Genomic DNA, 12,499 nt, shown 5'->3' with positions numbered 1-12,499 from the left:
GATAATAAAAATCATTGATATTCAACTGTGAGCGACCGCAAGAAACGCCGCCAAACGCGGGATAATCCCCGTGCCTGGCGGCGGGATGAGGGCGTCATTACAGCGTGCGCAAGATCCGGTTCAGCAGCGGCCCCAGCACTTTGAACGACGCCGGCGAAACGATATCGACGTGCGCGCAGTCCAGCTCGTGCGCCTGCAGCGCATCGACGTACTGCGACCAGGTTTGCTGCACGTCCATCCCTTCCTGCAGCGTGCGTTTGGCGACGAACAGCGTCGCCTGGCCGTGGAAACGGGCGGTCCGCGTGTGCGACAACAACCGCACCGAATCGGCGTAGTTGGCTTCGATGTTGTCGAACATCGCCGTGCGCGTCTCACCCAGCGCCGGATCGAGCGTGTCCTGCGACACCGCCAGGAACTGCTCGCGCTCGCGCTGCACTTCCTTCAACACGTTGTCGTCCAGCATCACGTCCCAGTTTTGGGTCTCCGGCGGATAGGTATCCAGCAGGCCGAGGAACGCCACCTGCTCGCCGCGCGCCTGCAGCCGGGCGGCGATGCCCTGCGCCAGCGTGCCGCCCAGCGAATAACCGATGAAGTGGTACGGCCCGTGCGGTTGGACCTGCAACACCGTCTGCAGGTGAGCATCCACCACCTGATCCATGTCTTCGCTCAGCGCCAGCGGGCCGTCCGGCCGCGGCGACTGGATGCCGACCAGCGACCAGTGCTGGTCGAGATAGCGCGGCAATACGCTGAACTGCCAGGAGAAGCCGGATGCCGGGTGCAGGCAGAACAGCGTCGGCCCCTCGGTAACGCGCAGCGGCAATACGCTGTCGAAGCCGCTGCGATCGGCCTCTTCCTGCGTGCGATCTTCCGCCAGCAAGGCGGCCAGTTGCTCAACGCGCGACGCCACCATCACCTGGCCGACGGACACCGCCTTGCCCAGATCGCGGCGCAGCTCCGCCGCCAGGCGCATCGCCAGCAGCGAGTGGCCGCCGAGCGCGAAGAAATCGTCGTCGGCGAACACCTGCTCGCGCTGCAGCAAGCGGGCGAATACCGCCGCGATCTCGCTTTCCAACCCGGCCTGCGGCGTCCGCCCCGCCTTGCGCTCACCGCCCTGCGGCTGCGGCAACGCCTTGCGATCCAGCTTGCCGTTGGCGCTCAGCGGCAAATCCTGCATTTCCACCAGCGCCACCGGCACCATGTGCGGCGGCAGGCGGTCGGCCAGCGCCGCGCGCAGGGCTTCCGCATCCCAGCTCGCGCCTGGCTGCATCACCAGATAGCCCACCAGCTGGCGCGCATCGCCGCCGGCGTCCACCGGCGTGCCCTGCAACACCAGCGCGTGCGTCACCGCCTGGCGCACGCCCGGCAGCGACAGCAAGGCGTGATCGATTTCACTCAGCTCAATACGCTGCCCGCGGATCTTCAGCTGATCGTCGCTGCGGCCCAAATATTCCACCGCGCCGTCCGGCAGCCAGCGCGCCACGTCGCCGGTACGGTACATCCGTCCTCCCTCGCCGAACGGGTCGGCGACAAAGCGGCTGGCGGTCAGATCCGGCCGGCCAAGGTAGCCGTGCGCCAGCTGCACGCCGGTCAGATACAGATCGCCCGCCACGCCCGGCGGCACCGGCCGCAGGCGCGCGTCCAGAATGCGCAGCCCGGTGTTCCATACCGGCAGGCCGATCGGCACGTTGGCGCCGGTCACCTTCGCCAGCGCGTCGCCGTAGGCCGGATGCCAGGTCACGTCCACCGCCGCTTCGGTCGGGCCGTAGAGGTTGTGCAACGGCACCGCCGTGCGGCTTTGCCACAGGCGGCACAGCTCCGCCGGCAGCGCTTCACCGCTGCAGAACACCTGACGCAACGCGACGCAGTTCGCCACCGCCGCGTCGTCGTCCAGGGCGGCCACGAAAGCCGCCAGCATCGACGGCACGAAGTGCAGCGTGGTAATGCGATGTTGCGCGATCAGCTGTTGCAGCTGCTGCGGATCGCGGTGCGCCTCCGGCGGCGCCATCACCAGCCGGGCGCCGACCATCAGCGGCCAGAAGAATTCCCACACCGAGACGTCGAAACTGCATGGCGTTTTCTGCAGCACCGCGTCGTCCGCCCCCAGCGGATACTGATGCTGCATCCACAGCAAGCGGTTGACGATCGCCTGATGGCCGACCAGCACGCCTTTCGGGCGCCCGGTGGAGCCGGAGGTAAAGATGATATAGGCCGCATGATCCGGCGTCGGGCCCGCGATCGCCACCCCGTCGGCGTGATCGGCCGCCAGCGGCGCGTCATACAGCAAAATTTCGCCCTTGTCGGCGAAACGCGCCTGCTGCGCCGGGCTGGTGATGACCAGCCGGGGTGCGGCGTCTTCCAGCATCATCGCCAGCCGCTCGTCCGGATAACCGGTGTCCAGCGGCAGGTAGGCGGCGCCCGCTTCCACGATCGCCATCAACGCCAGCGACAGGAACACCGAGCGCGGCAGCGCCACCGCCACGATGTCGCCCGGCCGTACGCCCTGCACAACCAGCTGGCGCGCTAGCGCCGTGACCTGTTCGCGCGTTTCGCGGTAGGTGAAGCTGAAATGCGCATCCGCCAGCGCCGGCGCGTTCGGCGTGCTTTGCGCCTGCTGCGCCAGCAGTTGGCTCAGCGTGGTCGCCGGCACCGGATGCGCCGTGTCGTTGACCCGCGCCAGCAGCGCGCGATCGTCGGCGGTCAGCATGTCGGCTTCGCCGATCGGCAACGTTGCCTGCGCGGCGAACTGCGCCAGCAGCAGCGGCAACCGCTGCAGATGCGCCAGCAGTTCCTGACGGCTGTAACGCTCGGCGTTGGCCAGCAGCTCCACCTTCAGCTGATGGTGTTCGTCGATAAACAGCGCAATCTCCAGATCGCGCACCGGCCCGGAGGCCAGATCGTGGGTAATGCCTTCGATACCGGCGAAGTCCAGCTGGTAATCGAACATTTTGAAGTTGAAGACCGTACCGTACAGCGGTTCGCCGTCGCCGATGCGCCCCAGATCGCGCTGCACCTGTTCGGCGTCGTAGCGCTGATGGCGGCGCACCGTTTTCAGCTCGCGGCTGATGCGGGAGGCGGCCTCATACAGCGTGGCCTGCGGCTCGAGGTGCATCTCCATCGGCAACACGTTGATCACCGGGCCGGCGGCGCACAGGGCGGCCGATCCGGTACGGCGCATGAAGATAAAACCGGCGCTGAAGCTCGGTTGGCCGCTCAGACGCGACACCCACAGCGCCACCAGCGCCACCGCCATATCGGCGGCGTTCAGCTTCTGCTGCGCGCCGCACTGCACCAGTTCGGCGAAGGCCTGCGGATCGCAGCGCTGTTCCAGTCGGTGGATGCGTGGCGTGGGCGTTTGCCCGGCCAGCGGCTGCGGGCAGATCGTGGCCGGCGGCGGCAACTGCCGTGCTTTTTCGCGCCAGAAATCGGCGTCGCGTTGCCAGGCCGGCGCCTCCCGGTAAGCCTGGTATTCCGCCACCACGTCGCTGAACGCCGTGAAAGGCGTCGGTTCCAGCGCGTCGCCGCGGCAAAGATGGGTGTAAATCGCCGCCACGCGGCGCGCGATGGCGGTGAAGCTGAAACCGTCCACCAGCAGATGGTGATAGCGCTGATACCAGAACCAGCGGTCATCCGCCAGACGCATCACCACATGACGATACAGCGGCGCGCCGCTGCCGGCGCGCAGATCGCCCGCCAGATCGATGTCCATCAGCGCGCGCGCGGCGGCTTCAGGGTCCGGCGACGTCGTCAGATCGACAAGTTCCGGCTCGTGCACCGCCAGCGTGTCATCCAGCCATTGCACCGGCACGCCGTCGCGTTCCGCAAAACGCAGGCGCAGCATGTCCACCTCGCCCAGACCCTGGATGATGGCCTGCAGCAGAGGCTCCACGGCGACAGGGCCGTTGAGTTCGATGGCGTGAGCCACCGCGTAGGCATTGCGATGCGGGGAGATTTGATCGGCGACCCAGATGCCGGGTTGTGCCGCGACCAGCGGCCATTCGCCCGCAAGCGCCGGGCCGCTGAGAGAGTTAGGGGTGTGTGACACTGCTTATTGCTCCCGTGATTACCTGGCGCCGGTCACGCCTCGCGTGCTGCGACCGGCAGAATATCTTGCCAATGCTGTTCCAGCCATTCGGCGCACTCGAGGCGCGCCGCCGGGCCAAAGACGATCGTCCACTCGGACGGAATGGCGCGGAAATCCGGCCACAAACTGTATTGTTGTTGTACGTTGCGCAGCACCAGGCTGCGCTGCTGTTGATCATCGAACGGATTCAGGCTTTCCATCATGTGTTCCTCGTGCCGTCGCCGATGCCGGGTAAGCGGTGGCGAAAGCGGAAGCCCATACCGCCTGCAGCCCATCGGTCAGGCCGCTGCGCCAGCACAGCGCATCGTGCCCGCCTTCCACCACCCGGTAGTGCACCCGATGGCCGGCGTCGCTCAGGCGCGCCGCCATTTCGCCACTGACCCGATGCACCAGTTTTTCCTGCGAACCGGCTTCCATAAAGACCTTCAGCGCGCCGTGGTTGCCCAGGCCGTGGCGTTCGACCTGTTGCATCAGCCAGCAGGCGTCGTCGGGAATGCTCGGCAGCTGCAGCATGTCGCGCCGCGGCCACCAGTAGGAACCGGACTGGGTGATCACCGCGCCGAAGCGCTGCGGCCAGCGCAGCCCGGCATACAGGGAGGCCAGGCCGCCAAAGCTTTGCCCCGCCACCACCGTATCGGCCGGCTTGTCGCTGTGCGGCGCCCAGTCGGCCAGCTGCGGCATCAGTTCTTCCTGCACCGCCAGCCAGAAATCGTCCTTGCAGGTTAATTCTCGCGCCCGGTGCGGCAGATCGATGATGTCGATCAGCACATACACCGCTTCCGGCAACGCCCCCTCGCGGGTCAGTTGCATCAGCGGCGCCCAAACCGGCATCTGCTTCGCCCAGAACTGGCCGTCGAGCAAGATCGCGAGCGGGCGCTCGGCCGGCTTGCTGTCGCCGGTGGTGTAGATCCAGACATCGCGGCTGTTGCCCAGGCGCTCGCTCTGCCAGGTATGCCGCTGCAAACGCGCCGGCAGCGGCGGCGTGCAGCGCCCGCTGGCGATCTCATATTCGTCGAACGAACGCCATACCGGCTGCGGCGGCGCATCCGGCATGTGCAGACCGGAGACGCTGTGACCGCTGGCGCTTTGCCAGGAGCGATACGGGTTGAGCAGATCGGGGGTAGCGCTGGCGAACACCTGATGCCACCAGTGACGCAGGTTGTGCATGTTGGCGTGCGCATCGTCGCCGCTGAACGCCGGCGGCCGCTCGTCAAAGCAGGGGATAAAGCAGTAGCTGCCGCGCCAGGCGCCGCTCAGTTCGGTCTGCCAATACCACACGTCGGTGCCGGCCAAACGCTGCAGGCTTTGCGGCGGATTTGGCTGATGGTGGTCGGTCAGGCAGTTAATGTTGATCCATACGCGACGGTAGGCGGAGGTCAATTCGCATCCCTGGGGATCGCGCCAGAAAAAGGTGGTGCGCCAGCGGCCGTTACCCGCCGGTTCTACCCATGGCGTACCGCGTCGTGCCACCGTCAACCACCACCCTGGACTGCCCGCATTGCTGCTGGCCAATAATCTGCTGCTTTCTGACTGTAGTTCTGTATTCACAACGCCTACCCATTTTGTAGTTGGCGGCACCGGGAACGTCGACTTTTCCCTATCGCCGGCCACCGCCCGAACGCACTGTACGCCAAATACTATTGATAATAATTTGCATTTGCAATAGTGTGTAAGGCTTGGAGATCGTGCTGGTATTGCGCGCAACGGACAGGGATCGGGGATACATCAATGGCATCCCTTGCCGCAGCCGATTTTCTATTTCCGACTACACAAAAACTACAACCGCCCTTCCCCCCATTCGGCGAGGGATGGCAGCAAGGTAGGACACTCAGATGAAAAGCAAGCTATCACGTTATTCTTTAGCCACTCTTATCGGCTTGGGATTGGGCGCGTCCGCGTTCGCCAACGCCGCGCAGCAAACCGACACCACCACCACGGAAGAGAACAGCGGCGCCACGGATAAAAAGCCGCGCGGCGAAGACACCATCGTCGTGACCGCCGCCCGGCAGAACCTGCAGGCGCCAGGGGTGTCCACCATCACCGCCGACGAGATCAAAAAACGCCCGCCGGCGCGCGACATCAGCGAACTGATCCGCACCATGCCCGGGGTTAACCTGACCGGCAACTCCACCAGCGGCCAGCGCGGCAACAATCGCCAGATCGATATCCGCGGCATGGGCCCGGAAAACACCCTGATTCTGATCGACGGCAAACCGGCCTCCAGCCGCAACTCGGTGCGTCAGGGTTGGCGCGGCGAACGCGACTCCCGCGGCGATACCGCCTGGGTGCCGCCGGAAATGATCGAACGCATCGAAGTGCTGCGCGGCCCCGCTGCTGCACGCTACGGCAACGGCGCCGCGGGCGGCGTGGTCAACATCATCACCAAGAAAGCCGGCGATGCGCTGCACGGCTCGCTGAACGGCTACTTCAACGTGCCGCAGCACAAGCAGGAAGGCGCCACCAAGCGCACCGATTTCAGCCTGTCCGGCCCGCTGAGCGATTCCCTGAGCTTCCGCCTGTTCGGCGGCTACAGCAAAACGCAGGCCGACGCCTGGGACATTAACGAATCGCATAAGTCGTACCGCGCTGCAGCCACAGCAACCACTCCTAGTTATGAAAATAGCGTTCCCGCTGGCCGCGAAGGGGTTATCGATAAAAACATCGACGCCCTGCTGCACTGGGATTTCGCCCATCTGCAGTCGCTGGAGTTCGAGTACGCCTATGGCCGCCAGGGCAACCTGTACGCCGGCGATACCCAGAACACCAACAGCAACGACCTGGTGCAGAGCAACTACGGCAAAGAGACCAACCGCATCTACCGTGAAACATTCGGTCTGACCCATCGCGGCGCCTGGGACAACGGCGTGAGCACCAACAACTACGTTCAGTTTGAACGCACCCGCAACACCCGCCTGAACGAGGGCTTGGCCGGCGGCACCGAAGGCATCTTCGACACCAAGAACACCGGTTTCGGCACCACCAAGCTGGACGACTTCCTGGCGCACAGCGAAGTCAGCGTGCCGTTTGAGCTGGGCGTCGCGCAAACCGCCACGCTGGGCACCGAGTGGACCCAGCAGCGGATGAAAGACGGCACCTCCACCAGCCAAACGCTGATGGGCGGCACCATTCCCGGCATGACCACCGGCACGCGCAGCCCTTACGCTTCCGCGCATATCTTCTCGCTGTTCGCCGAAGACAACATTGAGCTGACCGACACCACCATGCTGACACCGGGTCTGCGCTACGATCTGCATTCGGAATCCGGCAACAACTGGAGCCCGGCGCTGAACCTGTCGCAGGAACTGGGCGACTACTTCACGCTGAAGATGGGCATCGCGCGTTCCTATAAAGCCCCGACGCTGTTCCAAACCAACGGCAACTACCTGCTGTACAGCAAAGGCCAGGGATGTGCCGGCAGCGATACCAAAAACGGCTGCTACCTGCTCGGCAACGACGATCTTAAAGCGGAAACCAGCGTTAACAAAGAGATCGGGCTGGAATTCCATAACGAGGGCTGGCTGGCCGGCGTGACCTACTTCCGCAACGATTACCACAACAAGATTGAGGCGGGTAACTCGCGCATCGCCACCAGCAGCAAAAATACAGCGGTCTACCAGTGGGAAAACGTGCCGAAGGCGGTGGTGCAGGGGCTAGAGGGCTCATTGAACGTGCCGGTCAGCGAGACCGTCACCTGGAGCAACAACGCCACCTACATGATCGAGAACAAGAACAAGACTACCGGCGATTACCTGTCGGTGATCCCGAAGTTCACCGTCAACTCGACCCTCAGCTGGCAGGCCACTCAGGATCTGTCGATGCAGTCCACTTTAACCTGGTACGGCCGGCAGAAGCCGAAGAAGTACAACTATCAGGGTAAACCGGCCACCGGCGGCGAAACCCGCGAGGTCAGCCCTTACGCCATCGTCGGCGCCAGCGCGACCTATGACCTGACTAAAAACGTCAGCGTCACCGCCGGCATCGACAACCTGTTCGACAAACGCCAGTTCCGCGCCGGCAACGCGCAGAACGTGGGTGACCCAAACACCGGCGTGATCAACATCGCCGGCGCGGGCGCGGCCACCTACAACGAACCGGGCCGCACCTACTACATGAGCATCAACACCCACTTCTGATGACATAACCCAACGACAAAGGGGTGCTCAGCACCCCTTTTTTTACCTTTGCAATTCAGTTACCTGGTGTGCAGCTGAATGCGCACCACGCTTTCCGGCTTGCCGGCCTTGGTGGAAGCGCCGTCGTTTTTCACCGTCACGAACAGCGCGTCGCCTTTCGGATCCAACGCCAGGCTGTTAGGGTGCGGCGGCAGGTCTACGGTTTGCAGGCGCTTGAGGGTCTTGGCGTCAAACACCGTCAGCGTCCCGGCGCCGTGATCCACGCGCACGCCTTTGCGGTTGGCGACATACAGCCGCTGGCTACGCTCATCGAGCAGCAGGCCGATCGGCACCTCATCCGTCAGCTCGCTGGCCAGCACTTTTCCGCTGTCCGCATCCAGCGCGAATACCCGGTGGCCGCTGCTGCGCTTCACATAGTCGTGCCCCAGATGATGATTGCGGTAGTCGTCGCGATCGATGCCCTGATCGACGCCCAGCAGGCGATTGCTCGCCGGGTCATACACCAGGTTCAGCAGCTGATCGGCCTGTACTTCGTGCGTGGCGGTGATCGCCAGCGTGTCGGCGTTCAGGGTGATCACCTGCCCCTGCATGTTGGAGACGAACACCCGGCGGCCCTTCTCATCCAGCGTGATGCCCACCGCGTTGTAGCCGAAGCCCGGGATCACTTTCTCCAGCTTGCCGGCCTTGGTATCGACCACATACAGCACGCTGTCGACGCCGAAGCCCAGACCCGGCAGGAACAGACGGCCGCTTTGCGCGTCATACTTGAGCTCGCGGAGGCGGTACAGGTAGTCCTCGGTGATTTTAAACTTCTTCAGCTCCGCCAACAGGAAATCCAGACGCTTGCCGCTGATGCCCGCCTGCTTGTAAGCCTGCTCCAGCACCGCTTTGTCCAGCAACTTGATGCTGCCCAGCGCGTGGTTGGTGGTGGTGTCCACTACCCCGACTTCGCCGTTGAAGGCCTGCGTCAGGTACAGGCGATTGCCCGCGTCGTTCAGCGCCACGCCGAAGCCTTTCACCTGCAACGGGATCTCCGCCTTGATCGCCAGGGTGTTGGGATCCAGCCGCAGCACGCGGGAGCGCGCCTCTTCCTTCCAGTCCGGCGCGCTGACGAACAGCGCCTGTTGCGAGGTGCTGTAGGCCATCTCCACCACCGTCGACGACAGCGCCTGGCGCTTGATGTCCTGCGGTTTGATGCCGGCATCGTCGGCCTGCGCGGCGCCGGCGACCACCAGAGAGGCCGCCACCAGCAGCGACAGTAACGCGCGCGGGGTTGCTAGGGTTCCAGACATCCTTTTATCTCCTTGAAAATCATGCTTTCGGTTAGAGTGAAACAACGTCATGCCTGCGGCCCGGGCGGCAGCGCCGCCAGAGCGATATCGCCAGCGATGTGCTGCGCAAACTGGGTAAAGACGTGCTGAACGCCGTCGGCGATCAGATTGGCCTGCTCCCGGCTGTAGTGATCCTGGCGGTAGGTCATCATCACCCGCAGGGATTTCGCCCCCCCCAGATCGTCTTCCATCACCTCAAACTGCAGGCCGAGCAACGATTCGGCTTTCTCCGGCTCCACCTGACGGTAGGCGATCGCGCTGCCGTCCTGCAGCCGGAACTCGCCGTTCAGTTTGATGCGGCTGTGGATCTGGATGAACACTTCAAACATGTGGTTCTTGCGGTCGGCGTCCACGCCGAACAGCCCTTCTTCCACCAGATCGATCGGAATGTCGGTGTATGGCAGCGAGCCGTTGATGGTGTTTTTCACCTGGCTGACCAAGCCGGCCACCGTCAACCCTTCGTCGAAGCGCACGCGGTGCACCACCACGGTGGTGAAGTAGCCGACGGTATCGAAGAACTCGGCGTCGTTACGGCCGGAGGTCGAAGTGCCCACCAGCAGATCCGCCGGGCCGCCAAGCAGGCGCAGCGCCGAGGTGATCCCGGCATACACCACGTTGAACAGCGAAGCGTTATTGCGGCGAGCGAGCTGATACAGGCCTTCCGCCACAGCGGGATCGACCTCGAACTCCAGCCAGCCGCCGTTGACGTCCGCCGGCGCCGGCACTGCCGGGTGGGTAGAGGGTTCTTGCCGGAAGATCGGCTGGCCGACCGGCGCGCCGCGCAGCGCATCGAGCCAGTAGTCCAGATGTTGCTGCTGCACCCCGGAGGCCCGCTGCTGCCGGGCGAAGGTGTGGAACTGCGGCGGTTGCCCGCTCCACTGCGGCGCCTGGCCGACGACGCGATGGCGGTAGGCGATGCCCAGCTCATCCATCATCAGGTTGAGCGACCATTCATCCAGCACCACATGGTGGAACAGCAGCGACAGCAGCTGCTGGCCGTTGTCCGCATCGCGCAGCAGCGTGACGCGCAGCGGCAGCTCGGCGGCCAGATCGAACCGGTGCTGGCCGGCGTCGGCCAACAGGGCGGCGGCGTTGCCCGCCGGCGTCTCGTGAGAGAAGCGGAACCATGAGTAATCCGGCAGTTCGGCGGCCGGCACCACCACCTGCACCACCTCGCCCAGCTGCTCAACAAAGCGTGAACGCAGCACGGTATGGCGAGTCATGACGTCGATAAACGCCTGATGCAGCGCCGTTTCATCCACCGCATCGAAGAAGCGCAGAGAGAACGGCAGGTTGAAAATCTCGTCATGGCCGAAGGCTTCATACACCTTCCACAGCGATTCCTGCGCCAGCGACAGCGGCGCCTGCGCGCGATCATGATCGTCGGCGGCGGCCACCGGGGCATTCGGCTGCGCGACGTTCAGACGTTTGGCGTAGCCCGCCAGCCCACGCGCCGTCGGATGGCTGAACAGATCGTTAATGTTGATTTCGATCTGATGCAGGCTCAACAAGCGGCCGATCACCCGGGTGGCGACCAGCGAATGGCCGCCGCGATCGAAGAAGTCTTCATCCAGGGTCATTTCCGGCGCCACCAGCGCCTCACGGAACTCCTGCAAAATCAGCGGTGCAACGCTTTCGTCCGCCTCGCCGTTCGTCGCCGGCGCGGCCATCGCCGGGGAAGCGGCCTCAGCCGCCGGCAAGGCGACGGCAATCCGCTGCCCGGCCAGGAACGCGCTGAACTGCTCCAGCAGGAAAGGCGCCACATGGGGAGACAGGCGCGGATCGGTGACCAGCTCGAGCGTCAGCGCTTCCGCCTCTGGCAAGCCCAACAGCAGCGCCAGTTCAAACGGCGTATGCAGCGGCGGCAGCAACATGCGCTCGGCGTGAACGCCTTCCAGCCGCCACTCTGCGGCCAGATCGTCGCGCCAGGCCACCAGCAGCTGCGCCCGTTGCGGGTCCGGCTGTTCAGCCACGGCCTGCACCAGCAGCCGCTGCCCGACGTCGCTCTCGCCATGCTGCACGGTCAGGCGCATCAGCGGCGGCGCCGTCAGGCCAAGCTCCAGGCCGACGAACTCCGCCGTTTCCGCGGCCGGCACGCACAGCTGCACCGCTTGGCCGCCGGCCTGCGCGGCGACGAACTCGGCAAACCGCGCCGCCACCGCCGCCAGCAAGGCCCGCGGCGTGTCGTTGGCGGGCAACAGCGAGCGATCAATGCGCGTGACCACGCGCGCGCCCACCGGCGGCAACGCTTCAGCACGCGGCGCCGGGCTGCGGTAATCCTGCAGCGAGACCGCCTGGCGCGCCCAGGGCAGTTGCGGCTCCGTGGTTTCCGCCAGCTCGACCGGCTCCGCCGCGAAAGGCAGAGGCATCACATCCCCGTTGTAACGGGCGGACAGCATCGCCGGCAGGTGGCGCCAAGGCAGCGTTTCCGCCAGGATGTCATGCAAGACCACGCCCAAAATCACGGCATCGCCCGGCGTGAGCAACAGCAAGCCGCGCAGCGGCGCTTCGTTTTCCAGTTCAAACGGTGCCGCCTGCGCCTGCAGCAGGCAGCCAATGGCGTGCTGTTCGTCCGCCACCTGACGAAGGCTCACCGGTAACGGCGCCGAACCGGCGGCGCGTTTAATCAGCCCGTTTTCGTCATCAAAAACGTAGCGCACGTCCACGCCCGGCGTCTCCCGCACCAGCGCCTGCAGCGCCGCCGCCAGCCGGGCGATATCCACTTCCCCCGTCAGGCGCCAGGCCAGCGCCCGCTGCCCGCGTGCGTCACCCTGCTGCAGATGGGCGAACCATGCCCGCTCTTCGGCTTCGCTTACCGACCGCTCGCCGTTGGCCGACGCCGCGCCCAGCGCCTGAAACGCGCTCTCCAGCCGCTGGGCCTCTTCATCGCTCAGAATGCTGTCAAAATCACCGATCACTGCGTTATCTCCTTTGCCCGGCCGTGCCGGGATAGC

The 12,499-nt window shown here is 64.9% G+C and carries 6 protein-coding genes; 1 reads left to right on the top strand and 5 read right to left on the bottom strand.

Going from position 1 to position 12,499, the window contains the following annotated elements; all coding sequences use genetic code 11:
* Window positions 1-97: 97 nt before the first annotated feature.
* Genes AC2CGI_RS12950 through fes form a run of 3 tightly spaced genes read right to left on the bottom strand, consistent with a single transcriptional unit; the run spans window position 98 to window position 5,629 of the window.
* Window positions 98-4,042 carry an amino acid adenylation domain-containing protein gene (locus AC2CGI_RS12950; protein ID WP_484593953.1) on the bottom strand — a complete coding sequence of 1,315 codons (3,945 nt, stop codon included), beginning with the start codon at window positions 4,040-4,042 and terminating at the stop codon, window positions 98-100.
* A gap of 32 nt (window positions 4,043-4,074) precedes the next feature.
* Window positions 4,075-4,281: an MbtH family protein gene (locus AC2CGI_RS12945; protein ID WP_004930023.1), complete on the bottom strand. Its 207-nt coding sequence runs from the start codon at window positions 4,279-4,281 to the stop codon at window positions 4,075-4,077.
* Window positions 4,256-5,629 (bottom strand): enterochelin esterase, encoded by a 1,374-nt coding sequence (fes, locus tag AC2CGI_RS12940; protein ID WP_074469401.1) that lies wholly within the window; start codon window positions 5,627-5,629, stop codon window positions 4,256-4,258. The genes AC2CGI_RS12945 and fes overlap by 26 nt, the downstream gene beginning before the upstream one ends.
* Window positions 5,630-5,913: 284 nt before the next feature.
* On the opposite strand from fes, the gene AC2CGI_RS12935 reads away from it, so the two are divergent.
* Window positions 5,914-8,214: a TonB-dependent siderophore receptor gene (locus AC2CGI_RS12935; protein ID WP_076740801.1), complete on the top strand. Its 2,301-nt coding sequence runs from the start codon at window positions 5,914-5,916 to the stop codon at window positions 8,212-8,214.
* A gap of 59 nt (window positions 8,215-8,273) precedes the next feature.
* On the opposite strand, the gene AC2CGI_RS12930 is transcribed toward AC2CGI_RS12935, so the two are convergent.
* Complete coding sequence (locus tag AC2CGI_RS12930) at window positions 8,274-9,506, bottom strand: YncE family protein (protein ID WP_048325759.1); 1,233 nt, start codon at window positions 9,504-9,506, stop codon at window positions 8,274-8,276.
* Window positions 9,507-9,553: 47 nt separating this feature from the next.
* Window positions 9,554-12,463 carry a condensation domain-containing protein gene (locus AC2CGI_RS12925; protein WP_076740800.1) on the bottom strand — a complete coding sequence of 970 codons (2,910 nt, stop codon included), beginning with the start codon at window positions 12,461-12,463 and terminating at the stop codon, window positions 9,554-9,556.
* Window positions 12,464-12,499 lie beyond the last annotated feature (36 nt).

Source organism: Serratia sp. LSHTC3, assembly GCF_057197125.1.
The sequence above is the reverse complement of the archived record's forward strand: the minus strand, read 5'-3'. Positions and strand labels throughout refer to the sequence as shown.